Source organism: Burkholderia sp. SRS-25, assembly GCF_004343765.1.
GTDB classification, from domain to species: Bacteria; Pseudomonadota; Gammaproteobacteria; order Burkholderiales; family Burkholderiaceae; genus Burkholderia; species Burkholderia contaminans.
The window spans coordinates 52,048-77,074 of sequence record NZ_PTXM01000018.1 but is presented as its reverse complement, the minus strand read 5'-3'; the positions used below and the strand labels follow the sequence as shown (position 1 = coordinate 77,074).

Sequence of the window (25,027 nt, the reverse complement as noted above, 5' to 3'; positions counted from 1 at the left end):
CCCCGTCGCTGCCTGCCGCGCAGGCAGGCGCGGCGGGCGCCGAACCGAAGTGTCAGATGAACCGGAATCCACAACAAAGACGAACGCCCGAGCAGATCCGCGCGGGCAACAAGCGGCTCGGCCTCATCCTGCTCGTCATCGCCGCCGTTTTTTTTGTGGGTGTCGTGATCAAGCAGTGGTGGCTGTCCACTCACTGATGCAGCAACAGACGCAGTAGCGAGGAAGTTGTCGTATGTCGAAGCCGGAAGAGGGCGCCGTCGATCGCGCGTTCAATCGTTCGATGCTGGTGAAGCTCTTCGTCGTGGCCGGGCTGATGTTCGGTTTCGGCTTCGCGCTGATCCCGATGTATCGGGCGATCTGCCAGATCACCGGCATCAACAACCTGGTGCAGCGCGATGTCAGCGAGCGCGAGGTGAAGAATTCGCAGGTCGACACCAGCCGTACGGTGTCGATCGAGTTCGATGCGAACGCGCGCGGCCCGCTCGGTTTCAAGCCGGAGCACAACAGCCTCGACGTGCATCCGGGCGAGCTGACGACGATCGTGTACGACGTGACGAACGGGCAGGGCCGGCCGGTCGTTGCCCAGGCGATTCCGAGCTACGCGCCGAAGCAGGCGACGGAGTTCTTCAAGAAGATCGAGTGCTTTTGCTTTACGCAGCAGACGCTGGCCGCGAACGAGTCGCGCAAGATGCCGGTGGTGTTCGTGATCGATCCGAAACTGCCGAAGGACGTGAAGACGATCACGCTGTCGTACACGTTCTTCGAGCTGAATACGCCGGCCACGCCGGCGCCGGCGCCGGGCAAGACCGCGGCGCAGGGCGCGGCGAAGCCGGACGCATGACGACGGAGGCGGGGCGATGACGGGGGACAAGCGGGGCGGGTCGTTTGGCCAGGCGCTGAAAGCGGTGCTGTGGTCGTTTTTCGGGGTGCGCAAGCGGCGCGACCTGGAGGCCGACGCGACGCAGCTCAATCCGCTGCACGTGCTGATCGTCGCGTTGTTGGCAGCCGGTGTGTTCATCGGCGTGCTGATCCTGATCGTGCGTGCCGTCGTGGGCTGAAGCCCGCGGCCACGAAAGAAGAATGCAGTGCGCGGCGCCACGGCGGCGCGTGCAGGAAGGAGCGGCGGTGGTCACGCCGCGCAAGAAATAAAGCCGGAGCGGTTTCCGGTACACAAATTGGACAGAAGTGGAGAATCAAGCATGAGCGGTCAAAACCAGACCCCGTACTATTTCGTGCCGCATCCGTCGCACCATCCGATCAGTGCGGCCATCGGCCTGCTGGTCATGCTCGGATCGGCGGCGCTGTGGATCAACGGTCACGACTGGGCGCCGTTTACGGCGCTGCTCGGCCTGCTGTGGTTGCTCTTCACGCTGTATCACTGGTTCGGCGACGCGATCGCCGAATCGGAAGGCGGTCATTACGGCAAGAACGTCGACAAGTCGTACCGCTGGAGCATGAGCTGGTTCATCTTCTCGGAAGTCATGTTCTTCGGCGCGTTCTTCGGTGCGCTGTTCTATGCGCGTGAAATCGCGCTGCACCAGCTCGGCAGCCTCGACTACAAGCTGATCTGGCCGGATTTCTCCGCCGTGTGGCCGAACGAAGGCCCCGCCGCGCTCGCCGGTCACTTCAAGACGATGGGCCCGTGGCCGATCCCGACGCTGAACACCGCATTCCTGCTGTCGTCGGGCGTGACGCTGACGATCTCGCACCACGCGCTGCGTGACGATCATCGCAAGAAGGCGATCGCCTGGCTGGCCGCGACGCTCGTGTTCGGTATCTGCTTCCTGTTCCTGCAGGGCTTCGAGTACTACCACGCGTACAACGAACTGAACCTGACGCTGAACTCGGGCGTGTACGGTTCGACGTTCTTCCTGCTGACCGGCTTCCACGGCTTCCACGTGTTCCTCGGCGGCACGATGCTCGCAGTGGTGCTGGTGCGGATGATCCGCGGCCACTTCAAGCCCGATCACCACTTCGCATTCGAAGGCGCCGCGTGGTATTGGCACTTCGTCGACGTCGTCTGGCTCGGCCTGTACGTCGTCGTCTACTGGCTGTAAATGGAACAACGGCCCGCGCAGCAATGCGCGGGCCGTTTTCATTGGGTCGGCCGGGGCAGCGTGACTGCCGGCCTTCACCCTCCGGGCGCCGCCGCGACTCAGTCAGGCGGCGCTTTTGCTTGGTGCGGCGGCCATGTGGCGAAATGTCACAGCGGCCGCGGCGGCAAAACGGTCAACGCCCGATCGGCAGGCCGGTCGAATGGATCCAGCCCATCCAGTTCGCGATCAGGATGAGCAGGAACAGCGACACCGACAGCCCGACGCGGGTGGCGAGCGACCAGACCATGCGTTTCGTATGGCCGCGGTCGTGCATCATGAAGTAGAGCGCCGAGCCCATGCTGGCAATGATGAGGACGAAGGCGATGGGAACGAGTATGTGCATGACACGAACCGGACGACGGCAATTCGAAAGGAAGAGGATAATTATCGCACCTTGCTTTCGGGCATGTGCCGGGCGGGCCGCATGATGAAGATCCGCTGGCTGCCCGCGCTGCTGATCCTCGTCGTCGTCGCGGTCACGATCCGTCTCGGCTTCTGGCAGCGCGACCGCGCGCACCAGAAGGAAGCGCTGCAGGCGAGCATCGAGCGCTACGAGCAGGCGGCGCCCGTCGACGTCGGCGCGCAGCCGATGCCGCTGGCGTCGATCGAGTTTCATCGCGTGCGTGCGAAGGGCCGTTTCCTGCCCGAGCAAGCCGTGTTTCTCGACAATCGGCCGTATAACGACCAGCCGGGTTTTTACGTCGTGATGCCGTTTAAACTCACGGGCGGCGGCGTCGTGCTCGTGAACCGCGGCTGGCTGCCGCGCAATATTTCCGATCGCACGGCGATCGAGCCGTTCGCGACACCCGCGGGCGACGTCGAGATCGTGGGCATCGCGCGTGCTGACGCGTCGCGCGCGTTCGAGCTCGGCGAAGGCGGGTCGGCCGCGCACCAGAAGATCCGGCAGAACCTGGACGTCGCCGCGTATGCGAAGGAAACGGGGCTGCCGCTGCAGCCGTTCGTGATCCAGCAGACGAGCGACGATGGCGACAAGCTCGTGCGCGACTGGCCGGCGGCGACGACCGGCGTCGAGCGCAATTACGGTTACATGTTTCAGTGGTGGGCGATGGCGGCGGCCGCGCTCGGCTTCGGCCTGTACGCCGCGCGGCGTGCGGCGAAGAAGTCGGCCGGCGCGTGAGTGCCATGCCAGGACGCGGCGCCGGCGCCGCGGGTTCGTTTCGAGAGGTCTGATTTGTCCATGCAATCTCCCCGTCAGGGTTCGGCCGCTGCGCCGATGTCGCCGGCGGCCCGCAAGCGCGGCCGCTGGATGCTCGTGCTGCTGGGTCTCGTGTGCGCCGCACCGATGATCGCGTCGTACTTCACCTATTACGTGATCAAGCCGAAGGGCGGCTCGACCAACTACGGCACGCTGATCGAGCCGCAGCGCCCGATCCCCGCGGATCTGCAGGTAACCGATGAAACCGGCAAGACCGTGCCGCTGTCGTCGCTGCGCGGCGTGTGGCTGTTCGTGATGACCGACAGCAGCGCGTGCGACGAAGCCTGCGTGAAGAAGCTCTATTTCATGCGCCAGATCCGCGTCACGCAGGCAGGCGAGCGGCACCGGCTCACGATGGTGTGGCTGCGCAGCGATGCGGGCGCGACGCCGCAGAAGGTGCTGGACGCGTACCCGGACACGCGCCGTCTCGTCGCCGATCCGGCCGCGGTGGCCGCGTGGCTGCCGGCCGACGCGGGCACGAAGGACAGCGACCACATCTACATGGTCGACCCGAACGGCAACCTGATGATGCGCTTCCCGAAGGATCCGAACCCCAGCAAGATCAAGTCGGACGTGACGAAGCTGCTGAAGTGGTCGAGCATCGGCTAAGGCAATACGAGAGGCATTGAACCGATGGCGTATCTACTGCAACTCGGCCTGATCGGCTTCTGCATCGCGCTGCTGCCGCTGTCGTACGTGTGGGTGAAGGCCGACGACAACAAGTTTCGCAAGCTGGTGTGGATCACCACCTTCCTGACGCTCGACCTGGTGATGTTCGGCGGCTTCACGCGGCTGACCGATTCGGGGCTCGGCTGCCCGGACTGGCCCGGCTGCTACGGCACGTCGTCGCCGTTCATCGCGCACGCCGCGATCACGGCCGCGCACCAGGCGATGCCGACGGGCCCCGTCAGCATGTCGAAGGCATGGATCGAGATGATCCACCGCTATTTCGCGATGGCGATCGGCGTGCTGATCATCGCGCAGGTCGTGATCGCGTGGTCCGCGCGGCTGCGCCGCCGCCCGCTGCACGTGTCGCCGTGGTGGCCGACGAGCCTGCTGCTGCTGATCCTCGTGCAGGGCGCGTTCGGCGCGTGGACGGTCACGATGAAGCTGCAGCCGGTGATCGTCACGATTCACCTGCTGCTCGGCCTCACGCTGCTCGGCACGCTCGGCTGGCTCGCGGCGCGGCAGACGCCGCTGCCGTCGCATGATCCCGAAGCCGGCCGCTATCGCGCGGCTGCGCTCGCGGCGCTCGTGCTGCTCGTCGTGCAGATCGCGCTCGGCGGCTGGGTGAGCACCAACTACGCGGTGCTCGCGTGTACCGACTTCCCGACCTGCAACGGCCAGTGGATCCCGCCGATGGACTTCCAGCACGGCTTCCACCTGTGGCGCGCGCTCGGGATGACGAAAGACGGCGAAGCGATCACGCAGGACGCGCTGGTCGCGATCCACTGGACGCACCGCACGTTCGCGTTCGTCGTGGTCGCGTACCTGGTCGCGTTTGCGCTGAAGATGCGCCGTTTCGAATCGCTGCGGCGGCCCGCGAACGGCGTGCTGCTGGTCGTCCTGCTGCAGTTCGTGACGGGCCTGACCAACATCGTGCTGCAGTGGCCGCTGCCCGTCGCCGTCGCGCACAACGGCGGGGCCGCGATCCTGCTGCTGCTCGTCGTCATGTTAAACTTTCGCATCCTTTCAAGCCGCCCCGGCCGTGTCGCGCAGCCTGCGCGCGACGCCGCCCCGGCGTGACCGCCCCCATGCAAAGCACCCTCTCCCAATCGCCCGGTAGCCGGTTTTCGCAGTACATGGCATTGACGAAGCCGCGTGTCACGCAGCTCGCGGTGTTCTGCGCGGTGATCGGCATGTTCCTCGCGACGCCGGGCATGGTGCCGTGGCACGTGCTGATCGGCGGTACGGTCGGCATCTGGCTGCTGGCCGGCGCCGCGTTCGCGATCAACTGCCTCGTCGAACAGAAAATCGACGCGATGATGCGCCGCACCGCGTGGCGCCCGTCCGCGCGCGGCGAGATCACGCCCCCGCAGATCCTGCTGTTCTCGGCCGTGCTCGGCAGTGTCGGCGCATGGACGCTCTATACGTTCACGAACCCGCTGACGATGTGGCTGACGATCGCCACCTTCGTCGGCTACGCGGTGATCTACACGCTGCTGCTCAAGCCGATGACGCCGCAGAACATCGTGATCGGCGGTGCGTCGGGCGCGATGCCGCCGGCGCTCGGCTGGGCCGCGGTCACCGGCGCGGTGCCGGGCGACGCGTGGATCCTCGTGCTGATCATCTTCGTGTGGACGCCGCCGCATTTCTGGGTGCTCGCGCTCTATCGCCGCAAGGACTACGAGAACGCGGGGCTGCCGATGCTGCCCGTCACGCACGGCGAGAAGTTCACGCGGCTGCACATCCTGCTGTACACGGTGATCCTGTTCGCGGTCACGCTGATGCCGTTCATCTCCGGGATGAGCGGGGCCGTCTACCTGACGAGCGCGGTGCTGCTCGGTGCGGTGTTCCTCGCGTATGCGTGGAAGATCCATCGCGACTACTCGGACGAACTCGCCCGCAAGGCCTTCCGCTACTCGATCGTCTACCTGTCGCTGCTGTTCGCCGCGCTGCTCGTCGATCACTATGCACGCCCGCTGCTCGGCGTGTAACCGCACGGTTTGAACGCAATGCTCCAATTACGGTTCGGGCGCCGCGCGCGCCAAGGCTGGATGCTCGCATGCGCATTCACGGCAGCGCTGCTGCTCGCCGGATGCGACAACGCGCCGAAATTCCAGAATCTCGACATCACCGGCAACACGCAGTTCGGCAGCGACTTCTCGCTGCCCGATACGGCCGGCAAGGTGCGCACGCTCGCCGACTTCAAGGGCCGTGCCGTCGTGATGTTCTTCGGCTATACGCACTGCCCGGACGTCTGCCCGACGACGATGGCCGAGCTGTCCGAAGCGCTGAAGCAGCTCGGGCCCGATGCCGCGAAGCGCGTGCAGGTGCTGTTCGTCACCGTCGACCCGGAGCGTGACACGCCTGCGCTGCTCGGCCAGTACGTGCCCGCGTTCGATCCGTCGTTCATCGGCCTGCGGCCGGCCGACGAAGCCGCGCTGAAGAAGGTTACGAAGGATTTCCGCGTGTACTACGCGAAGGTGCCCGGCAAGACGCCCGGCAGCTACACGATGGATCACACGGCCGCGAGCTACGTGTTCGACCGCGACGGCAAGCTGCGCCTGTTCGTGCGCGACGGCCAGGGCCCCGGCCCGTGGGTCCACGACCTGAAGCTGCTGGTCGACTGACCGGCAGCCGCCGGGCGCCCGGCCCGGCGATCACATGACGGCCGCCTCGCGCCGTCACGCTTTCCCTCTCTCTTCGTTGTTTGCATGCGCCGCCCGTCGGGCGGCGTTGCGGCCTGCGCGCGCCTCGCGCAGATGTCGCGCAGGCGTTGCGTTACGGCAGTGCGGGCACGTTGAAACCGGATGCGGCACGCGTGATCCGGAATTCCGTCACGCGATACGTGGCGAGCCCTTCGGTGACGAACGGATCGGTCTTCAGGATCGCGTCCAGCTCTTCGCGATCGATGCGGGCCGCGAGGATCACGCCGCCTTCGCGCGGCACCTTCGGCCCCGCTGCGATGAAGATGCCCTTGTCGAACTGCGGCTGCAGGAATGCGCGATGGCGTTCGAGTGCGTCGTCGATGCGCTCGAGCGATGCGGTGTAATGAATGTCGATGACGTACATGGGGCCCCCGGAATGACGCCGGCTCTTCGTGTGCCGGCCAGCCGGTCTTTTTAGCACAGCGGATGCGGACTGTCGCGCCGGCAGTCGCGGCGCGGGGGCGAGCGGCATGTCGATCGCCGGTTTGCGGCGCCGGCCCGTATTCAAGTTGTAAGCCTCGGTGCCGTAAATGAATGGGCAAGCGTTTGCGCGCGGCAGGCCGTTCGCGCGAAGCGTGCGCATCGACATCGACAAAGGCACGCAGATGAGCAGAATGAGTTTGAACCGCAAGCTGTGGCTCGCGCTTGCGCTGGTATGGATCGGCCTCCTGGGCGTCGGCGCATGGAGCGCGTTCGAGACGCGCGCGACGATGCTCGCCGAACGCAAGGCAGGCATCGCGAATCTCGTCGATTCGGCGGCCGGCATCGTGAAGGCGTATCACGCGCTCGCGCAGAACGGCACGCTGCCCGAGGCCGACGCGAAGCGCGGCGCGCTCGCGAGCCTGGCCGCGATGCGCTACGGCGATGCGGGCTACGTGTTCGTGATGGACTCGAAGCCGGTCGTGCTGATGCATCCGACGCTGCCGAAGCTGGTCGGCACGCAGGTCGGCGACTATCTCGACCCGGACGGCAAGCCGCTGTTCGTCACGATCCTGAACGCCGCGAAGGAAACCGGCAGCGGCTTCGCCGAGTACCGCGGGCGGCTGCCGCACAGCGAGACTGCCGTACCGAAGATCAGCTACGTCACGCGCTTTGCGCCGTGGGACTGGAACATCTCGAGCGGCGTCTTCCTGAAGGACATCGACACCATCTACTACCGGACGCTGCTCGGCCACCTCGCGGTCGTGTTCGTGATCGGTTTCGTGATCAGCGCGGCGATGCTGGTGATCATCCGCAACGTGCGCAGCAGCCTCGGCGGCGAGCCCGACGACGCGGCCGCGCTCGCCGCGCGCATCGCGCAGGGCGACCTGACGCAGCCGGTGCCGGTGCGTGCGGGCGACCGCACGAGCATGATGGCCGCGATGCACGACATGCAGGCACGGTTGCAGGCGACGATCGGCGGGATTCGCCAGTCGGCTGGTTCGATCGCGTCGGCGAGCCGCCAGATCTCGGCCGGCAACGACGACCTGTCGCAGCGCACCGAGGAGCAGGCCGCATCGCTGGAAGAAACCGCTGCGAGCATGGAGCAGCTGACTGCGACCGTGAAGCAGAACGCCGACAACGCGCGGCAGGCGAGCGGGCTCGCGAACAGCGCATCGGAGATCGCGCGCACGGGGAGCGACGTCGTGAACCGCGTGATCGGCACGATGGGCGAGATCGACGACAGCTCGCGCAAGATCGCCGACATCATCGGCGTGATCGAAGGCATCGCGTTCCAGACCAACATCCTCGCGCTGAACGCGGCGGTCGAAGCCGCACGCGCGGGCGAACAGGGCCGCGGCTTCGCGGTGGTCGCGGGCGAAGTGCGCTCGCTCGCGCAGCGCAGCGCGACGGCGTCGAAGGAGATCCGCGAGCTGATCGTCGACTCGGTCGAGCGCGTGCGCAACGGCTCGACGCTGGTCGGCCAGGCCGGCACGACGATGGGCGAGATCCTGCAGGCCGTCGCTCGCGTGACCGACATCATGGGCGAGATCGCGGCCGCGTCCGAGGAGCAGGCGAGCGGCATCACGCAGGTCGGGCGCGCGGTCACGCAGATGGACCAGGTGACGCAGCAGAACGCGGCGCTCGTCGAGGAGGCCGCCGCGGCCGCTGCGTCGTTGCAGGAACAGGCCGCGCGGTTGCGCGATACGGTCGGCGCGTTCCGGGTCGGCGGCCAGGTGGGCGAGCCGGCATTCGAGACGAAGGCGGCCGACCGGGCAGCGGTGGCGTGACGCGCTCGGGCCGATGCGCGGCTCGCGCAAACGCAACTAACGGCCGAGCCGCGCAGCCCGCGCCAGCACCGCTGCGGTGCATACCCATATGAGCGGGATGTATTTCACTTCCCGCTGATCCTGTGACACCATTTGCCCCTTCCTGCGAGTCGGGGCATACCCGTATCGCGCCCCATTTCAGTCAAGCAAGAAAGCGAGAAACAGATGAAGCGTCGCAGTCTCCTGAAGGTATTTTCCGTGCTGGCCACCGGTGCCGCGCTGACGCTGTCGGCCGGTGCGCACGCCGAAGACAAGGTGATCAAGGTCGGCACGGTCGCCGGCCCGGATGCGGAAGTGTGGCAGCTCGTGCAGAAGGTCGCGAAGGAGAAGGAAGGCCTGAACGTGAAGGTCATCGAGTTCAACGACTACGTGCAGCCGAACGCGGCGCTCGACTCGGGCGACCTCGATGCAAACAGCTTCCAGCACCAGCCCTACCTCGACAGCCAGGTGAAACAGCGCGGCTACAAGCTGGTCACGGCAGGCCTGACCTACATCTCGCCGATCGGCGTGTACTCGAAGAAGTTCAAGTCGCTGAAGGATCTGCCGCAGGGCGCGAAGCTCGCGGTGCCGAACGATCCGTCGAACGAAAACCGCGCGCTGCTGCTGCTTCAGACGCAAGGCGTGATCAAGCTGAAGGCCGGCGCTGGCACGGGCGGCAACAATGCGACGGTGCTCGACATCGCCGAGAACCCGAAGAAGCTGAAGATCTCCGAACTCGACGCTGCGCAACTGCCGCGCGTGCTGTCGGACGTCGACGCGGCCGTGATCAACACGAACTACGCGCTCGCCGCCAACCTGCAGCCGACCAAGGACGCGATCGCGCTCGAATCGCTGACGAGCCCGTATGCAAACGTGATCGCCGTGCGCGCGAAGGACAAGGATCAGCCGTGGGTGAAGAAGCTGGTCAAGGCGTACCAGTCGCCGGAAGTACGCGAATTCATCAAGAAGCAGTTCAAGGGCTCGATGGTCGCGTCGTTCTGAACGCCGCACACCGGTCGGACCGTTGAACGCAAGGGGCCTGCATCGCGCAGGCCCTTTTTCATTGGCGCGGCCGATCGGCGAGGGCCGCACGGTGTGGCGCGTTCAACGCCGGGTCACATCTCGCCGCGCCGTGAGCAGATCGACATGATCTGCTGGATCGCATAGTTGTCGCGCACGCCCGGCAGCGACTGCACGACACACTCGTGAAAACGCCGCTCGCGCGGCAGCAGCATCGCGTTGTTGCGATACAGCGCGTCGCACGAGCGCTGGATCAGTTGCGCCGCCGCACCGTTGCGGCTTTCGCGCAGCGCATTGAGCATGCAGTCGTCGTATTGCGCACTGCCGTCGGTCAGCGCGAACGCCGCGCCCGGCAACGCCAGTGCGAGGGCCGCGAATGCGATGGCTCTGACTCCCCGTTTCATGTGCTGCCCTCCGATGGCGTGGATGGGGTCGGTCGACAGCATAACGTAAAGCCGCGGGCGCGGCTGACGCATTGCGCCGAGGCCGGCGGAAACCGCCGCCGGTCGGGCTTCGCGCGCGTTCGCGGGTTTCGACGGGGGCGGCGATTCGGGGCGTGTTGCGAAAGCTTTGAGTCAGGCGGTGGTCTGCGGAAATGGTATCCTCGTGCGTTCGCCGCTGCGCGCTTTCCCGGAGCGTGCGCGGGCCGTTCGCCAGCGCGTCGTACGCATGGCGGCGCCCGCCCGACGGCGGCGGGAATCCATCATCCAGAACCGACACAATACGGGGGAGACACACCCATGAAGCGTTTCAAGACTTTCGCGATCCGTTCGATCGCGGCCGGCGTGGCCGCACTCGCGCTGGCCGGCGCCGCGCATGCACAAACTGTCAAGGTGCTGTCGATCGTCGACCATCCGGCGCTCGACGCGATCCGCGACGGCGTGCGCGCCGAACTGAAGGCGGAAGGCTACGGCGACGACAAGCTCAAGTGGGAATACCAGAGCGCGCAGGGCAACACGGGCACGGCCGCGCAGATCGCGCGCAAGTTCGTCGGCGACCAGCCCGACGTGATCGTCGCGATCGCGACGCCGGCCGCGCAGGCGGTGGTTGCATCGACGAAGAGCGTGCCGGTCGTCTATTCGGGCGTGACCGATCCGGTCGCCGCGCAGCTCGTGAAGGGCTGGGGGCCGTCGGGCACCAACGTGACGGGCGTATCCGACAAGCTGCCGCTCGATCGCCAGGTCGCGCTGATCAAGCGCGTCGTGCCGAAGGCGAAGACGGTCGGAATGGTCTACAACCCGGGCGAGGCGAACTCGGTCGTCGTCGTGAAGGCGCTCGCGGAGATCCTCGCGAAGCAGGGGATGACACTGAAGGAAGCGGCCGCGCCGCGTACCGTCGACATCGGCCCGGCCGCGAAAAGCCTGATCGGCAAGGTCGACGTGATCTACACGAACACCGACAACAACGTCGTGTCCGCGTACGAAGCGCTCGTGAAGGTCGCGAACGAAGCGAAGATCCCGCTCGTCGCCGGCGACACCGACAGCGTGAAGCGCGGCGGCATCGCGGCGCTCGGCATCAACTACGGCGACCTCGGCCGCCAGACGGGCAAGGTCGTCGCGCGCATCCTGAAGGGCGAGAAGCCGGGCGCGATCGCGTCGGAGACGAGCAGCAACCTCGAGTTGTTCGCGAACACGGGCGCGGCCGCGAAGCAGGGCGTGACGCTGTCGCCGGATCTGCTCAAGGACGCGAAGACGGTCATCAAGTAAGCCGCGGTCCGACCACCGCGCTTGCGGGCCCGATCCGGGCCTGAACGACACCGCCGGACGGGCGGCTCCCACCCGGGGCCGCCCGTTCGCTTCGCCCGGCCGTACACGTGAGGCCGGGAAGCAACAGGATTTCCCCATCATGTCACTGTTCTCGTTTCTGGGCGCGCTGGAGATCGGCCTGATCTTCAGCCTCGTCGCCCTCGGGGTGCTGATTTCATTCCGCATCCTCAACTTCCCCGACCTCACCGTCGACGGCAGCTTTCCGCTCGGCGGCGCCGTTGCCGCGACGCTGATCTCGGCCGGCTACGACCCGTTCAGCTCGACCTGCATCGCGATCGTCGCAGGCGCGGTGGCCGGCTTCATCACCGGCTGGCTCAACGTGCGCCTGAAGATCATGGACCTGCTCGCCAGTATCCTGATGATGATCGCGCTCTATTCGGTGAACCTGCGGATCATGGGCCGGCCGAACGTGCCGCTCATCACCGAGCCGACGATCTTCACCGTGCTGCAGCCCGACTGGATGCCCGACTACGTGCTGCGCCCGGCGCTGCTCGCGATCGTCGTCGTGGTCGCGAAGCTCGGCCTCGACTGGTTTTTCTCGTCGCAGCTCGGCCTCGCGATGCGCGCGACCGGCGCGAACCCGCGGATGGCGCGTGCGCAAGGCATCGCGACCGGCCGCGCGACGCTCGCCGGGATGGCGCTGTCGAACGCGCTCGTCGCGCTCGCCGGTGCGCTGTTTGCGCAGACCCAGGGCGGCGCCGACATCTCGATGGGGATCGGCACGATCGTGATCGGGCTGGCCGCCGTGATCATCGGCGAGACGCTGCTGCCGGCACGCCGGCTCGTGCTGACGACGCTCGCGGTCGTGCTCGGCGCGATCGTCTACCGTTTCTTCATCGCGCTCGCGCTGAACAGCGAATTCATCGGCCTGAAGGCGCAGGATCTGAACCTCGTGACGGCCGCGCTCGTCACGATCGCGCTGGTGCTGCCGGCGACGCGCAAGAAACTGTTCGCGCGCAAGAACGGAGGGGCCTGACATGCTGTCCGCACAAGACCTGAAACTCACGTTCAATCCCGACACGCCGATCGAGACGCGCGCGCTGCGCGGGCTGTCGCTCGAGATTCCCGACGGCCAGTTCGTCGCGGTGATCGGCTCGAACGGCGCCGGCAAGTCGACCTTCCTCAATGCGGTCAGCGGCGACCAGGCCGTCGATGCGGGACGCATCTCGATCGACGGCACCGATGTGACGCGCAAGGCCGCGTGGGATCGCGCGCACCTCGTTGCGCGCGTGTTCCAGGATCCGATGGCCGGCACCTGCGAGGCGCTGACGATCGAGGAGAACATGGCGCTCGCGATGGCGCGCGGTGCACGGCGCGGCTTCCGGGCCGCGCTCGACCGGCCGTCGCGCGAGCTGTTCCGCGACAAGCTGCGGCTGCTGAACCTCGGCCTAGAGAACCGGCTGACAGACCGGATCGGTCTGCTGTCGGGCGGCCAGCGGCAGGCGGTGAGCCTGTTGATGGCGTCGCTGCGGCCGTCGCGGATCCTGCTGCTCGATGAGCACACGGCCGCGCTCGACCCGAAGACGGCCGCGTTCGTGCTGGAACTGACCGCGCGCATCGTCGCCGAGAGCAAGCTGACGACGATGATGGTCACGCACAGCATGCGGCAGGCGCTCGACTACGGCGACCGCACGGTGATGCTGCACCAGGGGCAGGTCGTGCTCGACGTGTCGGGCGACGCGCGCCGCGGGCTCGACGTGCCGGACCTGCTGCAGATGTTCGAGAAGGTGCGTCACGAGCAGCTCGACGACGACGCGTTGCTGCTCGGCTGACGGGCGGCAGGCGGGCCGGCGCGGTGCGGGGTGTTGCATCGTGCCGGTTCGCCGTCGGGTTGGCGTGCAGGCCCGGCCGGGCCACGATCCGGCCACGCCCGCTCCGGCGCGGCGTAACATGACGGCCGCGCCGGCTTTCCCGCTGTTTTCCTCTGACGAAAACCGGTTTCGCACCGGTGCTGTGCGACGCGAGCGCATTGCCATATACTGTATATCCATACAGTTATGGGTGGCATCATGCTCGCATCCTCCATTTCTCCCGAATCCCTTCATCCGTCGCTGTGGCGCGGCTCGCAGCTTGCGCGCGGCGGTCCGCGCACGATCGAGACCGGCTTCGCGCCGCTGTCGGCCGAGCTGCCGGGCGGCGGCTGGCCGGTCGGCGGGCTCGTCGAACTGCTGGCCGCGCAGCCAGGCTGCGGCGAGATGCGGCTGCTCGCGCCCGCGCTCGCACGCACCGTCAACGCCCGGCGGCCACTCGCGCTCGTCGCGCCGCCGCAGTCGCCGTATGCGACCGCGCTCGCCAGTCTCGGCGTGCCGTCCGACGCACTGCTGTGGCTGCGTGCCGGCAGCCACACCGATGCGTTGTGGGCTGCCGAGCAGGCACTCAAGACCGGTTGTTGCGGCGCGCTGCTGCTGTGGCAGGACGCGCGGCCCGATGCGCTGCGGCGCCTGCATCTCGCGGCCGCGCGCACGGGCGACACGCTGTTCGTGATGCTGCGCCCGCTGTCGGCCGAGCGGCAACCGTCGCCGGCCGTGCTGCGCGTCGCGCTGTACCCGGTGCCGGGCGGCGTGTCGCTCGACATCGTCAAGCGGCGCGGCCCCGCCCGCAGCGAGCCGCTCGTGCTCGACCTGCCGTCGCCCATCGTGGAGAGCCGCTATGCGCGTCTTGCTCGGCATCCATCTGCCGCGCCTGCCGCTCGACGTGTGCGTCGCGCTTCCGTCTGACGGCGAGGCGGGCGAGGCCGGCGGCGCAGGCTGTGCGGTGCTCGAGCAGGGTGTCGTGCTGATCGCCGACGCGGCCGCGCGCCGGCAGGGCGTGCGCGCGGGCATGAAGCGCGGCGGCGTGCTCACGCTCGCGCCGCACACCCAACTCGTCGAACGCGATCCCGCGCGCGAGGCCGATGCGCTGCGCGCGGTCGCGCTCGCGTTGCTGCGCTTCTCGCCGTGCGTCGCGTTCGGCGACGAAGCCACGCTGCTCGTCGACGTCGGCCCGAGCCTGCGCCTGTTCGGCGGGTTGCCGTCGCTGTGCCGCCAGGTACGTGCGACGCTCGCGGCGCTCGGCTATGCGGCACGCCTGTCCGCCGCGCCGACTGGGGGCGGCGCGTGGCTGCTCGCGCGCGTGTCGGCCCGCGCGCGCATCCGGCGCCGCGTCGCGAGTCCGGCCTCGCTTGTCCGTGTGCTCGACAGGCTGCCCTGCGTGCTGCTGCCCGACGCGCGTCCGTATGCGGGCTGGCTCGACGGCCTCGGTTGCCGCACGCTCGCCGATCTGCGCGGGCTGCCGCGCGCGGGGCTGCAGCGTCGTTGCGGTCCAGCGCTGCTGGCCGCGCTCGATCGCGCGTACGGCGATGCGGTCGAGCCGCTTGCGTGGATGGCGGTGCCGCCCGTGTTCGACGTGCTGCTCGAATTGCAGGAGCGGGTCGAATACGCGGAAGCCGTGTTGTTCGTGGCGCGGCGGCTCGTCGTGCAGCTGTGCGGCTGGCTGGCCGCGCGGCAGCTGTCGCTGGCCGCGATGACGTTCGATCTCGAGCACGAGCGCGGTCGCCAGGCCGTGCCGCCGACGCCGCTCGAGCTCGCGTTCGCGTCGCCGGTGCGCGACGAGGCGCACTTCATGCGGCTGCTCGGCGAGCGGCTCGCGCGCGTCGAGCTGCCGGCCGCGGTGATCGCGGTGCGTCTGAAGGCCACGCGCGTCGAATCGGTTGCGCCGCCGGCCGACGATCTTTTCCCCGAGCCGGGCGGCACGCGCGAGACACGCGCGCGGCTGTTCGAGCTGCTGGTCGCAAGGCTCGGCGCGGACAACGTGCTGCGCGCGGCGCCCGTCGCCGATCACCGGCCCGAAGCGGCGAACCGCTGGCTGCCGCTTGACGCGCAGGCCGGCAAGCCGGCTGCCGGGCCGCCGGCCGTGCCGCCGAGGCCCGCGTGGTTGCTGGCGGAGCCGCTGCCGTTGTTGATGCGTGGGGAGCGTCCGGTATTTCATACGCCGCTGAGGATGATGTCGTCGGTGGAGCGGATCGAGGCCGGGTGGTTCGACGGTCAGCTCGCTGCGCGCGATTACTGCGTCGCGCAGGACGAGGCTGGTGCGTGCTACTGGGTGTTCAAGGAGCGGGCGGGGAGCGAAGCCGAGCCACGCTGGTTCCTGCACGGCCTGTTCGGGTGAACGGTCATGGTTGCGGAATTCAGCTGGCTGCCCGATTACGCGGAGTTGTTCTGCCGTTCGAACTTTTCGTTCCTGCATGGCGCGTCGCATGCGGAGGAACTGGTCGAGCGTGCGTCCGAGCTCGGCTATCGCGGGATCGCGATCACCGACGAATGCTCGCTCGCCGGCGCGCCGCGCATGCACGTCGCGGCGAAGGCAAAAGGGCTGCCGCTCGTCATCGGGTCGTATTTCGACGTCACGCCGGATGAAGTCGCGCCCGGCCACGATCCCGGCCCCGGCGCGTTCGGGATCGTGTTGCTTGCGCAGAACCGCGAGGGCTACGGCAATCTGTCCGAACTGATTTCGTGGCGGCGGATGGCCTCGCCGAAGGGCACTTACAAGCTGACGTCGCGGATGCTGTCGGCGCCGCCTGCCGAGTTTGCGCACTTGCGCGGCATGCCCGACTGCTTCGCGATTCTCGTGCCCGTGTATCCGGTGCGTGCCGATGTACTCGACGCGCAGGTCGCGTGGTTTCGCGCGACGTTCGGCGAGCGGGCGCGGCTCGGGCTCGTGCAACTGCAGCGCGCGCTGGACGGCGCGCAGCGCGAGGAGATTCGTGCGGCGGGTGAGCGGCGTGGCGTGCGCATCGTCGCGCTGGGCGACGTGACGATGCACCGGCGCTCGTGCAAGGAGTTGCAGGACGTGATGACGGCGATTCGCGTCGGCATGCCCGTCTCCGAGTGCGGGTATGCGCTTGCGCCGAATGCGGAACAGCATTTGCGCGGGCGGAACCGGATCGGGAATCTGTTCTCGCCGGAGGAGATTGCGGAGACGTGCGCGATTCTCGATGCGTGTCACTTCGAACTCGACACGCTGCGCTACGAGTATCCCGACGAGATCGTGCCGAAGGGGCATACGCCGACGAGTTATCTGGAGCAGGAAACCATGGCCGGGGCGGCCACACGCTATCCGCAAGGTGTGCCGGAGAAAGTGTCGAAGCAGATCCGGCATGAACTCGACCTGATCGCGCAACTGAGCTACGAGCCGTTCTTCCTGACCGTCTACGACATCGTCAAATACGCGCGCAGCCAGAACATCCTGTGCCAGGGCCGCGGCTCGGCCGCGAACTCGGTCGTCTGCTATTGCCTCGGCATCACCGAGGTCGATCCCGATCAGAGCACGATGCTGTTCGAGCGCTTCATCAGCGCGGAGCGTGGTGAGCCGCCCGATATCGACGTCGACTTCGAGCATCAGCGCCGAGAAGAGGTGATCCAGCACATCTACGAAAAATACGGGCGCAACCGCGCCGCACTCGCGGCCGCCGTATCGACCTATCGCCCGCGCGGCGTGCTGCGCGAAACCGGCAAGGCGCTCGGCGTCGATCCGATGCTGGTCGATCGCGTCGCGAAGGGGCATCGCTGGTTCGACGGTAGTCGCGATCTGTTGCAGCAATTCTCGACGATCGGGCTCGATCCCGAGACGCCGCTCATCCTGGCATGGGCCCGGCTCGCCGCGCGGCTGCTGAATTTTCCGCGCCACCTGTCGCAGCACTCGGGCGGTTTCGTGATCAGCCGCGGCAAGCTCACGCGGCTCGTGCCGGTCGAGAACGCGGCAATGGACGGGCGGCGCGTGATCCAGTGGGACAAGGACGATCTCGAAGCACTCGGGTTGATGAAGGTCGACGTGCTCGCACTCGGCATGCTGTCGGCGCTGCATCGCGCATTCGACATGCGCACCGCGTGGCGCGGGCCGCCGGAGCCGGGTGGTGAGCCGTTCACGCTGAAGCACATTCCGCAGGATGACAAGGCGACCTACGACATGATCTGCCGCGCCGACACGGTCGGCGTGTTCCAGATCGAATCGCGCGCGCAGATGTCGATGCTGCCGCGCCTGCGTCCGGAGACTTACTACGATCTGGTGATCGAGGTTGCGATCGTGCGGCCGGGGCCGATCCAGGGCGGGGCCGTGCACCCCTATCTGAAACGCCGCCAGGGACTCGAAAAGGTCAGTTATCCGAAGGAGGACCTGAAGCCTGCACTTGAACGTACGTACGGCGTGCCGATCTTCCAGGAACAGGTGATGCAGATCGCGATGATCGCGGCAGGCTTCACGCCCGGCGAAGCTGATGAACTGCGCCGCGCGATGGCCGCGTGGAAGCGCAAGGGCAATCTCGAGAAATATCACAGCAAGATCGTCGACGGGATGCGCGAGCGCGACTATCCGCCCGACTTCGCCGAACAGATCTTCGAACAGATCAAGGGCTTCGGCGATTACGGTTTCCCCGAAAGCCACGCAGCAAGCTTCGCGAAACTCGCGTACGCCAGCAGCTGGCTCAAATGCCACGAACCGGCGATCTTCCTCGCCGCGCTGCTGAACAGCCAGCCGATGGGTTTCTACCCGCCGTCGCAACTCGTGCAGGACGCGAAGCGTCACGGCGTGCAGGTGCTGCCGATCGACGTGATGCAAAGCAACTGGGAAGCATCGCTCGAAGCGCTGCCCGACCAGCCGCCTCCGCACGGCCAGCCGGCCGTGCGGCTCGGCCTGTCGCTCGTGCGCGGCCTCGGCGAAGCCGCCGCACGCCGCATCGAAGCCGCCCGCACGGCGGCCGGCCCGTTCGACAACGTCGACACCCTCGCGCGTCGCGCGCAACTCGAACGCCGCGATCTCGAAGCGCTCGCCGCCGCGAATGCGCTTGCGACGCTCGCCGGCCATCGCCGCGATGCGCTATGGCAAGCGGTTGCCGCAGCCCCCGAACGCGACCTGCTCGCGACCGCGCCGATCGACGAACCCGAGAAGCCCGCACTCGGCGCGCCGTCGGAAGCCGACGACATCCTCGCCGACTATCACACTACCGGCCTCACGCTGAACCGCCACCCCGTCGCGCTGCTGCGGCCCGAGCTGCGCGTGCGGCGGCTGTCGTCCGCGGCCGAATTGCACGACCGCCCCGACGGCCGGCTCGCGCGTGCGTGCGGGCTCGTGACCGCACGGCAGATGCCGGGCACCGCGAAAGGCGTGATGTTCATGACGCTCGAGGACGAAACGGGCTGCGTGAACCTGATCGTCCGGCCCGAGCTGCTCGCGCGGCAGCGTCGCGAAACCCTCGATTCGCGGCTGCTTGCCGCGTCCGGCGTGTGGCAGGTCGCGAGCGACGTGAGGCATCTCGTCGTGCAGCACTTCGAGGATCTGACGCCGCTGCTCGGCGGCCTGCGCACGTCGAGCCGCGAGTTCCACTGACGCAACCGGCGCGCGCTGCCGAACGCGTGGTGCCTCGCCATCCGTGCATACCAGTCGGCTCAACTGGTCCTATTCAGGTCTCATATTCCCGCCCAAAAGCTGGCCGAACCGCATGCTCGAACTGTCCCCTTGCATACCAATCCGGGTAAATCCCTATCCCGTACTTCGTTGTAAACAAAGGGTTTGTGAGGACTAAAACGCTTGCGGGGCAAGGCTTCCGGCGATTTCTGCACCGCTAATACCAGTTCGTTGACTGGTATTATTGTGGTTATATAATGCGTTCACTTTCGACGGTCGCAGATCGTCGTCCGACACCCGGAGGCACATGGAAACCGGCTGGTCCGAACTGGCGCCCGATCCCCTCAGCGACACGCCGCTTTATCTGCAGCTCGCCCGCAACCTGGCGAGCGCGATCCACGCCGGTGCGTGGCGGGCCGGCGAGGCGCTGCCGTCGGAGCGGCTGCTGTCGGCGTCGGTCGGCGTGTCGCGGATCACGGCCCGTCGCGCACTCGCGCTGCTGGTCGAGCAGGGGCTGATCAAGCGGGCGCGCGGGGCGGGCAGCTTCATCACGCCGCGCGTCGCCGATCCGCTGTCGCGTCTCGTCGGCTTCACCGCGAAGATGCAGCAGCGCGGCTTCGTGCCCGATTCGGTGTGGCTGTCGCGCACGCTGCGTGCAGCAAACCGCGACGAGATCACGCGGCTCGGCCTCGCGCCCGGTGCGACGGTGGCGCGGCTCGAACGGCTGCGCCGCGCGGACGGCATCGTGATGGCCGTCGAGCACTCGACGCTGCCGGCCGCGGTGGTGCCCGATCCGCAGGCGCTCGGTGCGTCGCTGTACGAATACCTCGAAGCGCGCGGGATGACCGTCGTGCGCGCGCTGCAGCACTTTCGCGCGGCGAACGCAACGCACGCGATCGCGAAATGGATGGCGGTGAAGCCGGGTTCGGCACTGCTGGTGATCACGCGGATCGGCTACGGCGCCGACCAGCGAGCGATCGAAGTGAGCGAAACGTATTGCCGCGACGATTACTACGACTTCGTCGCCGAACTGAAACGCTGACGCGCGAGACTGCCCGCGCGCGACACGCGTGAAGCAACGACACGGATTTGCAAATCACGACGCGGATGCCCGCGTCACCAGATCATCAAGAGAACGTCATGCTGACTGGAAACATCCTTACCCCCGACGGCTGGATTCACGGTTCGCTCGATAGCGAGAACGGCCGCATCACGACCCTCGACGGCAAGCCCGTCGATCCCGCGAAGAACGACGCGCCTTACATCCTGCCCGGCTTCATCGACCTGCACGTGCACGGCGGTGGCGGCGCCGACGTGATGGAAGGCGGCGACGCGATCGAGACGATCGCCCGCACGCACGCGCAATTCGGCACGACGAGCCTGCTCGCGACGACGATGACCGCGCCGCGCGACGAACTGATGCAGGTCGTCGCGAACCTCGGCACCGTCGCGCGCACCCGCACGCCGGGCGGCGCACGCGTGCTCGGCGTGCACCTCGAGGGCCCGTACATCAACCCCGGCAAGCTCGGCGCGCAACCCGACGCGGCCGTGTCGGCCGTGCTCGACGAAGTGCTGAAGTACCTGTCGATCGCACCGATTCGCGTCGTCACGCTCGCGCCGGAAATCGCCGGCCACATCGAGATCATCGGCGAGATGGCCGCGCGCGGCGTGCGCGTGCAGCTCGGCCATTCGCTCGCGACCTACGACGATGCGGTGGCCGCGCTCAAGCACGGCGCGTGCGGTTTCACCCACCTGTTCAACGCGATGTCGCCGCTGCACCACCGCAACCCGGGCCTGGTAGGTGCGGCGCTTGCCCACGCCGAATACGCGGAAATCATCCCCGACCTGCTGCACGTCCACCCGGGCGCGATTCGTGCTGCGCTGCGCGCGATCCCGCGCCTGTACGTCGTGACCGACAGCACGTCCGCAACCGGCATGCCCGACGGCGAATACCGGCTCGGCAGCCAGCACGTGACGAAGTGCCTCGGAGGCGTGCGCCTCGCCGACGGCACGCTCGCCGGCAGCACGCTGACGATGGACCAGGCGCTGCGCAACCTCGTGTCGCTCGGCCTGCCGATCGCCGACGTGTCGAACCGGATGTCGCGCTACGCGGCCGACTACCTCGGCGTCGCCGATCGCGGCCGCCTCGAGCGCGGCGCATGGGCCGACCTCGCGGTGTTCGACCGCGACCTGAACCTCACCGCGACCTACGTCGAAGGAGAATCGATTGTCGAATATGCTTAAGGAAGCGCGCGAGTCCGCCCAGGTCGTCGCTGCGCAGCTCGCCGACACCACGCGCGTCGAAGCGCTCGCCGGCCAATTGCTCGACCACCCGCCGGCCGTCGCGCTGACGGTCGCACGCGGCAGCTCGGATCACGCCGCGAGCTATTTCGCGAGCCTGACGATGAGCCGCCTCGGCGTGCCGGTCGCATCGCTGCCGATGTCGGTCGCGACGCTGCAGCAGGCGCCGCTGAAGGTGCAGGACCAGCTCGCGATCGCCTTCTCCCAGTCGGGCAAGAGCCCCGATCTCGTCAATACGATGGCCGCGCTGCGCGAAGCCGGCGCGCGCACCGTCGCCGCGGTGAACGTGCTGCCGTCGCCGCTCGCCGACGCGTGCGAGCACCAGTTGCCGCTGCTCGCCGGCCCCGAACTGTCGGTCGCCGCGACGAAGAGCTATATCGCGATGCTGTCGCTGTCCGCGCAGATCGTCGCGTACTGGCAGCGCGACGCCGCGCTGATCACCGCACTGCGCGGCCTGCCCGACGTGCTCACCCAGGCCGGCCGGCTCGACTGGTCGCAGGCGGTGGCCGCGCTCGCGGGTGTCGAACGGATGATCGTGATCGGCCGCGGCCTGGGCCTCGCGATCGCGCAGGAAGCCGCGCTGAAGCTGAAGGAAACGTCCGGCATCCAGGCCGAGGCGTTCTCGAGCGCCGAAGTCCGTCACGGCCCGATGGAGCTGATCGACCGCGACTATCCGCTGCTCGTGTTCGCTCCGCCGGGGCCCGAGCAGGCCGGCCTGCTGCAGCTTGCCGCAGACATGCGCGCCCGCGGCGCCGCCGTGCTGCTCGCGGCGCCCGCCGGCATACCCGGCGCGACGCTGCCGCTTGCGCAGTCCGCCCACTCGGCGCTCGACCCGATCGCCGCCATTCTTTCGTTCTACGTGATGGCGGCGGATCTCGCCGTTGCGCGCGGCCGCAATCCCGACACGCCGCGCCACCTGAACAAAGTCACCGAAACGCACTGATAGCCGAGACCGCCGATGAGACGCGCCGAGGAGTCCCAGTTGAAGAGCCCCACCCACGATCAGATCGTCCTGCTTTCCCCGTTGACGGGGCCGATCGTCGCGCTGGCCGACGTGCCCGATCCGGTGTTCTCCGGCGGGATGTTCGGCGACGGCATCGGTATCGACCCGCTCGCGGGCCAGCTCGTCGCACCGTGCGCGGGCGTCGTGTCGCATCTCGCGCGCACGGGCCACGCGGTGACGATCACGACGCCGCAGGGCGCGGAAGTGCTGCTGCACATCGGCATCGACACCGTCGAGCTGAACGGGCAGGGTTTCATCGCGCACGTCGAGGCGGGCGCGCGTGTCGAGGCGGGAACGCTGCTGATCGAGTTCGACCAGGACGCGGTGGCGCGCAGCGCGCATTCGCTCGTGTCGGTGATCGCGATCGCCAACTCGGATGCGTTCGAGGTCATCGATCGTGCCAGCGGCTTCGCGACGGCCGGCAAGACGCCGCTGCTCGTGCTGCGCGGCAAGGGCGAAGCGGCCGTGCAGGCGGCGCAAACCGGCGCCGCGGCGCACAACGAAGTGCGCCGTGAAATCGTGCTGGCGCAACCGGGCGGCCTGCATGCGCGGCCGGCCGCGCGGGCGCGCGAAGCCGTGCGCGGGTTCGACGCGACCGTCGATGTGCTGTTCGACGGCCGCAAGGCGTCGATCGCGAGCGTCGTCGGCTTGCTCGGCCTCGGCGCCGGCGAAGGCGCGACGGTCGAACTCGTTGGTCGCGGCGCGCATGCACAGCAGGCCGTCGATGCGGTCGAGCAAGAGCTGCTGCGCGAAGCGCACGGCGAAGTCGAGGAGCAACCGGCACGGCTGAAGTCGCCCGCGCCGCAGATGGTCGCACGCAACGCCGGTGCCGCGCGCGACGGTGCACCGCGCGATGGCGCGCCCATCGACCCGAACACGCTCGCAGGCGTGTGCGCGGCGCCCGGCATCGCGGTCGGCACGCTGGTGCGTCTCGACGATGCGGAAATCGTGCCGCCCGAGCAGGCCGCCGGCACGCCGGCCACGGAAAGCCGCCAGCTCGACCAGGCGCTGAAGGCGGTCGACGCCGAACTCGACGAAACCGTGCGCAACGCATCGGCGCGCGGCGCGGTCGGCGAAGCGGGCATCTTCGCGGTGCACCGTGTGCTGCTCGAGGACCCGACATTGATCGACGCGGCGCGCGACCTGATCAGCCTCGGCAAGAGCGCAGGCTTCGCATGGCGCACGACGATCCGCACGCAGATCGATACGCTGTCGAAGCTCGACGATGCACTGCTCGCCGAACGCGCGGCCGACCTGCGCGACATCGGGAAGCGCGTGCTGCGTGCGCTCGGCCATACGAGCGGCGCCGCGCGTGTGCTGCCCGACGAAGCGGTGCTCGCGGCCGAGGAATTCACGCCGTCCGACCTGTCGTCGCTCGATCGCCAGCGCGTGACCGCGCTCGTGATGGCGCGCGGCGGTGCGACATCGCACGCGGCGATCATCGCGCGGCAGCTCGGCATCCCGGCGCTGGTTGCGGTCGGCGATGCGCTGTACGCGATTCCGGACGGCACGCAGGTCGTCGTCGATGCGAGCGCGGGCCGGCTCGAACACGCACCGACCGCGCTCGACGTCGAGCGCGCGCGGCACGAACGCCAGCGTCTGGACGGCGTGCGCGAGGCGAACCGGCAACTGGCCGGTGCTGCAGCAGAGACGGTCGACGGCCGCGCGATCGAGGTCGCCGCGAATATCGCGACGCTCGACGACGCGAACACCGCGGTCGACAACGGCGCCGATGCAGTCGGCCTGCTGCGTACCGAACTGATGTTCATCCATCGCCAGGCCGCACCGACGGTCGTCGAACACCAGCAGAGCTACCAGTCGATCGTCGACGCGCTGCAGGGCCGCACGGCGATCATCCGCACGCTCGACGTCGGCGCCGACAAGGAAGTCGACTACCTGACGCTGCCGCCCGAACCGAACCCGGCGCTCGGCCTGCGCGGCATCCGTCTCGCGCAGGTGCGCCCCGATCTGCTCGACGATCAGTTGCAGGGCCTGCTCGCGGTGAAGCCGCTCGGCGCGGTGCGCATCCTGCTGCCGATGGTGACCGACGCGGGCGAGATCGTGCGGCTGCGCAAGCGCATCGACGAATTCGCGCGCGCGCAGGGCCGCACCGAGCCGATCGAGGTCGGCGTGATGATCGAGGTGCCGTCGGCCGCGCTGCTGGCCGACCAGCTCGCGCAGCACGCGGATTTCCTGTCGATCGGCACCAACGACCTGACGCAGTACACGCTCGCGATGGACCGCTGCCAGGCCGATCTCGCTTCGCAATCCGACGGCCTGCATCCGGCGGTGCTGCGCCTGATCGACATCGCGGTGCGCGGCGCCGCGAAGCACGGCAAGTGGGTGGGCGTGTGCGGCGCGCTCGGCGGCGATCCGCTCGCGGTGCCGATCCTGGTGGGCCTCGGCGTGACCGAACTGTCGGTCGACCCCGTATCGGTGCCGGGCATCAAGGCGCGTGTGCGCCGTCTCGATTACCAGTTGTGCCGTCAGCGCGCGCAGGATCTGCTCGCGCTCGATTCGGCACAGGCGGTAAGGGCAGCAAGCCGCGAGGTCTGGCCGCTCGACTGAGCGTCGACGGCAGGTTCGCGACCGGTTTCAAGACGAAAGCAATTAGGTCAACGACGATTAACGACGAGACAAGGATTGGAG

The 25,027-nt window shown here is 68.0% G+C and carries 24 protein-coding genes; 21 read left to right on the top strand and 3 right to left on the bottom strand.

Annotation, left to right across the window (positions count from 1 at the left end):
- Positions 1 to 56: 56 nt before the first annotated feature.
- The 4 genes from C5O79_RS38225 (at position 57) to C5O79_RS24685 (ending at position 2,057) form a co-directional block, all read left to right on the top strand.
- Positions 57 to 197, top strand: coding sequence for a cytochrome oxidase small assembly protein (locus C5O79_RS38225; RefSeq protein WP_027789063.1), 141 nt, complete (start codon positions 57 to 59; stop codon positions 195 to 197).
- Positions 198 to 232: 35 nt separating this feature from the next.
- A complete protein-coding gene (locus tag C5O79_RS24695; protein ID WP_039346202.1) occupies positions 233 to 841 on the top strand; it encodes a cytochrome c oxidase assembly protein in 609 nt (202 codons plus the stop codon).
- A gap of 16 nt (positions 842 to 857) precedes the next feature.
- Complete coding sequence (locus C5O79_RS24690; RefSeq protein ID WP_046544361.1) at positions 858 to 1,058, top strand: DUF2970 domain-containing protein; 201 nt, start codon at positions 858 to 860, stop codon at positions 1,056 to 1,058.
- A 141-nt stretch (positions 1,059 to 1,199) separates the two neighbouring features.
- Positions 1,200 to 2,057: a cytochrome c oxidase subunit 3 gene (locus C5O79_RS24685; protein WP_027789064.1), complete on the top strand. Its 858-nt coding sequence runs from the start codon at positions 1,200 to 1,202 to the stop codon at positions 2,055 to 2,057.
- A 172-nt stretch (positions 2,058 to 2,229) separates the two neighbouring features.
- Here the strand turns inward: C5O79_RS24685 and C5O79_RS24680 are convergent, their stop codons facing one another.
- Positions 2,230 to 2,439 carry a twin transmembrane helix small protein gene (locus C5O79_RS24680; protein WP_011353273.1) on the bottom strand — a complete coding sequence of 70 codons (210 nt, stop codon included), beginning with the start codon at positions 2,437 to 2,439 and terminating at the stop codon, positions 2,230 to 2,232.
- Positions 2,440 to 2,523: 84 nt separating this feature from the next.
- On the opposite strand from C5O79_RS24680, the gene C5O79_RS24675 reads away from it, so the two are divergent.
- The 5 genes from C5O79_RS24675 to C5O79_RS24655 are packed head-to-tail and all read left to right on the top strand — an operon-like array spanning position 2,524 to position 6,605.
- On the top strand, positions 2,524 to 3,234 hold the full coding sequence (locus tag C5O79_RS24675; RefSeq protein ID WP_046546234.1) for an SURF1 family protein: 711 nt from the start codon (positions 2,524 to 2,526) through the stop codon (positions 3,232 to 3,234).
- 60 nt (positions 3,235 to 3,294) lie between these two features.
- A complete protein-coding gene (locus C5O79_RS24670) occupies positions 3,295 to 3,921 on the top strand; it encodes a cytochrome c oxidase subunit I (protein ID WP_046544362.1) in 627 nt (208 codons plus the stop codon).
- A 24-nt stretch (positions 3,922 to 3,945) separates the two neighbouring features.
- Positions 3,946 to 5,058, top strand: coding sequence for a COX15/CtaA family protein (locus C5O79_RS24665; protein WP_039346192.1), 1,113 nt, complete (start codon positions 3,946 to 3,948; stop codon positions 5,056 to 5,058).
- Between the two features lie 8 nt (positions 5,059 to 5,066).
- Positions 5,067 to 5,969, top strand: a complete 903-nt coding sequence (gene cyoE / locus C5O79_RS24660; RefSeq protein ID WP_047852250.1) for a heme o synthase — start codon at positions 5,067 to 5,069, stop codon at positions 5,967 to 5,969.
- 18 nt (positions 5,970 to 5,987) lie between these two features.
- Entirely contained in the window at positions 5,988 to 6,605 is a 618-nt protein-coding gene (locus C5O79_RS24655) for an SCO family protein (protein WP_122474362.1), read from the top strand.
- Between the two features lie 151 nt (positions 6,606 to 6,756).
- Here the strand turns inward: C5O79_RS24655 and C5O79_RS24650 are convergent, their stop codons facing one another.
- Positions 6,757 to 7,047 carry a YciI family protein gene (locus C5O79_RS24650; protein ID WP_047852249.1) on the bottom strand — a complete coding sequence of 97 codons (291 nt, stop codon included), beginning with the start codon at positions 7,045 to 7,047 and terminating at the stop codon, positions 6,757 to 6,759.
- 241 nt (positions 7,048 to 7,288) lie between these two features.
- Between C5O79_RS24650 and C5O79_RS24645 the strand changes: the two genes are divergently transcribed.
- Positions 7,289 to 8,893: a methyl-accepting chemotaxis protein gene (locus tag C5O79_RS24645; protein WP_047852679.1), complete on the top strand. Its 1,605-nt coding sequence runs from the start codon at positions 7,289 to 7,291 to the stop codon at positions 8,891 to 8,893.
- 204 nt (positions 8,894 to 9,097) lie between these two features.
- Positions 9,098 to 9,913, top strand: a complete 816-nt coding sequence (locus tag C5O79_RS24640) for a MetQ/NlpA family ABC transporter substrate-binding protein (protein WP_039346185.1) — start codon at positions 9,098 to 9,100, stop codon at positions 9,911 to 9,913.
- Positions 9,914 to 10,026: 113 nt separating this feature from the next.
- Here C5O79_RS24640 and C5O79_RS24635 read toward each other — a convergent pair whose 3' ends face one another.
- A complete protein-coding gene (locus tag C5O79_RS24635; protein WP_046544364.1) occupies positions 10,027 to 10,335 on the bottom strand; it encodes a VF_A0006 family four-cysteine protein in 309 nt (102 codons plus the stop codon).
- 336 nt (positions 10,336 to 10,671) lie between these two features.
- On the opposite strand from C5O79_RS24635, the gene C5O79_RS24630 reads away from it, so the two are divergent.
- From C5O79_RS24630 to ptsP, 10 genes are all read left to right on the top strand, one after another.
- Positions 10,672 to 11,637, top strand: coding sequence for an ABC transporter substrate-binding protein (locus C5O79_RS24630; RefSeq protein WP_046544365.1), 966 nt, complete (start codon positions 10,672 to 10,674; stop codon positions 11,635 to 11,637).
- A 139-nt stretch (positions 11,638 to 11,776) separates the two neighbouring features.
- Entirely contained in the window at positions 11,777 to 12,673 is an 897-nt protein-coding gene (locus C5O79_RS24625; protein WP_039346181.1) for an ABC transporter permease, read from the top strand.
- Position 12,674: 1 nt separating this feature from the next.
- Positions 12,675 to 13,469, top strand: a complete 795-nt coding sequence (locus tag C5O79_RS24620) for an ABC transporter ATP-binding protein (protein ID WP_122474361.1) — start codon at positions 12,675 to 12,677, stop codon at positions 13,467 to 13,469.
- A gap of 237 nt (positions 13,470 to 13,706) precedes the next feature.
- On the top strand, positions 13,707 to 14,414 hold the full coding sequence (gene imuA / locus C5O79_RS24615) for a translesion DNA synthesis-associated protein ImuA (RefSeq protein WP_122474360.1): 708 nt from the start codon (positions 13,707 to 13,709) through the stop codon (positions 14,412 to 14,414).
- Positions 14,347 to 15,843, top strand: a complete 1,497-nt coding sequence (locus C5O79_RS24610; protein ID WP_122474359.1) for a DNA polymerase Y family protein — start codon at positions 14,347 to 14,349, stop codon at positions 15,841 to 15,843. The genes imuA and C5O79_RS24610 overlap by 68 nt, the downstream gene beginning before the upstream one ends.
- A 6-nt stretch (positions 15,844 to 15,849) precedes the next feature.
- Complete coding sequence (locus C5O79_RS24605; RefSeq protein ID WP_122474358.1) at positions 15,850 to 19,056, top strand: error-prone DNA polymerase; 3,207 nt, start codon at positions 15,850 to 15,852, stop codon at positions 19,054 to 19,056.
- A gap of 325 nt (positions 19,057 to 19,381) precedes the next feature.
- A complete protein-coding gene (locus C5O79_RS24600) occupies positions 19,382 to 20,116 on the top strand; it encodes a GntR family transcriptional regulator (RefSeq protein ID WP_122474357.1) in 735 nt (244 codons plus the stop codon).
- 98 nt (positions 20,117 to 20,214) lie between these two features.
- A complete protein-coding gene (gene nagA / locus C5O79_RS24595) occupies positions 20,215 to 21,318 on the top strand; it encodes an N-acetylglucosamine-6-phosphate deacetylase (protein WP_047852242.1) in 1,104 nt (367 codons plus the stop codon).
- Positions 21,311 to 22,318, top strand: coding sequence for an SIS domain-containing protein (locus C5O79_RS24590; RefSeq protein WP_046544370.1), 1,008 nt, complete (start codon positions 21,311 to 21,313; stop codon positions 22,316 to 22,318). Before nagA ends, C5O79_RS24590 begins: the two co-directional genes overlap by 8 nt.
- A 15-nt stretch (positions 22,319 to 22,333) precedes the next feature.
- The gene (ptsP, locus tag C5O79_RS24585; protein WP_122474356.1) at positions 22,334 to 24,946 is read left to right on the top strand and encodes a phosphoenolpyruvate--protein phosphotransferase; all 2,613 of its coding nucleotides are present in this window, start codon (positions 22,334 to 22,336) and stop codon (positions 24,944 to 24,946) included.
- Positions 24,947 to 25,027 lie beyond the last annotated feature (81 nt).

What these genes read in the sequence shown, in the direction of transcription:
- C5O79_RS38225 (WP_027789063.1), top strand. Translation starts at nt 57, where the DNA reads ATGAACCGGAATCCACAACAAAGACGAACGCCCGAGCAGATCCGCGCG.
- C5O79_RS24695 (WP_039346202.1), top strand. Translation starts at nt 233, where the DNA reads ATGTCGAAGCCGGAAGAGGGCGCCGTCGATCGCGCGTTCAATCGTTCG.
- C5O79_RS24690 (WP_046544361.1), top strand. Translation starts at nt 858, where the DNA reads ATGACGGGGGACAAGCGGGGCGGGTCGTTTGGCCAGGCGCTGAAAGCG.
- C5O79_RS24685 (WP_027789064.1), top strand. Translation starts at nt 1,200, where the DNA reads ATGAGCGGTCAAAACCAGACCCCGTACTATTTCGTGCCGCATCCGTCG.
- C5O79_RS24680 (WP_011353273.1), bottom strand. Translation starts at nt 2,439, where the DNA reads ATGCACATACTCGTTCCCATCGCCTTCGTCCTCATCATTGCCAGCATG.
- C5O79_RS24675 (WP_046546234.1), top strand. Translation starts at nt 2,524, where the DNA reads ATGAAGATCCGCTGGCTGCCCGCGCTGCTGATCCTCGTCGTCGTCGCG.
- C5O79_RS24670 (WP_046544362.1), top strand. Translation starts at nt 3,295, where the DNA reads ATGCAATCTCCCCGTCAGGGTTCGGCCGCTGCGCCGATGTCGCCGGCG.
- C5O79_RS24665 (WP_039346192.1), top strand. Translation starts at nt 3,946, where the DNA reads ATGGCGTATCTACTGCAACTCGGCCTGATCGGCTTCTGCATCGCGCTG.
- cyoE (WP_047852250.1), top strand. Translation starts at nt 5,067, where the DNA reads ATGCAAAGCACCCTCTCCCAATCGCCCGGTAGCCGGTTTTCGCAGTAC.
- C5O79_RS24655 (WP_122474362.1), top strand. Translation starts at nt 5,988, where the DNA reads ATGCTCCAATTACGGTTCGGGCGCCGCGCGCGCCAAGGCTGGATGCTC.
- C5O79_RS24650 (WP_047852249.1), bottom strand. Translation starts at nt 7,047, where the DNA reads ATGTACGTCATCGACATTCATTACACCGCATCGCTCGAGCGCATCGAC.
- C5O79_RS24645 (WP_047852679.1), top strand. Translation starts at nt 7,289, where the DNA reads ATGAGCAGAATGAGTTTGAACCGCAAGCTGTGGCTCGCGCTTGCGCTG.
- C5O79_RS24640 (WP_039346185.1), top strand. Translation starts at nt 9,098, where the DNA reads ATGAAGCGTCGCAGTCTCCTGAAGGTATTTTCCGTGCTGGCCACCGGT.
- C5O79_RS24635 (WP_046544364.1), bottom strand. Translation starts at nt 10,335, where the DNA reads ATGAAACGGGGAGTCAGAGCCATCGCATTCGCGGCCCTCGCACTGGCG.
- C5O79_RS24630 (WP_046544365.1), top strand. Translation starts at nt 10,672, where the DNA reads ATGAAGCGTTTCAAGACTTTCGCGATCCGTTCGATCGCGGCCGGCGTG.
- C5O79_RS24625 (WP_039346181.1), top strand. Translation starts at nt 11,777, where the DNA reads ATGTCACTGTTCTCGTTTCTGGGCGCGCTGGAGATCGGCCTGATCTTC.
- C5O79_RS24620 (WP_122474361.1), top strand. Translation starts at nt 12,675, where the DNA reads ATGCTGTCCGCACAAGACCTGAAACTCACGTTCAATCCCGACACGCCG.
- imuA (WP_122474360.1), top strand. Translation starts at nt 13,707, where the DNA reads ATGCTCGCATCCTCCATTTCTCCCGAATCCCTTCATCCGTCGCTGTGG.
- C5O79_RS24610 (WP_122474359.1), top strand. Translation starts at nt 14,347, where the DNA reads ATGCGCGTCTTGCTCGGCATCCATCTGCCGCGCCTGCCGCTCGACGTG.
- C5O79_RS24605 (WP_122474358.1), top strand. Translation starts at nt 15,850, where the DNA reads ATGGTTGCGGAATTCAGCTGGCTGCCCGATTACGCGGAGTTGTTCTGC.
- C5O79_RS24600 (WP_122474357.1), top strand. Translation starts at nt 19,382, where the DNA reads ATGGAAACCGGCTGGTCCGAACTGGCGCCCGATCCCCTCAGCGACACG.
- nagA (WP_047852242.1), top strand. Translation starts at nt 20,215, where the DNA reads ATGCTGACTGGAAACATCCTTACCCCCGACGGCTGGATTCACGGTTCG.
- C5O79_RS24590 (WP_046544370.1), top strand. Translation starts at nt 21,311, where the DNA reads ATGCTTAAGGAAGCGCGCGAGTCCGCCCAGGTCGTCGCTGCGCAGCTC.
- ptsP (WP_122474356.1), top strand. Translation starts at nt 22,334, where the DNA reads ATGAGACGCGCCGAGGAGTCCCAGTTGAAGAGCCCCACCCACGATCAG.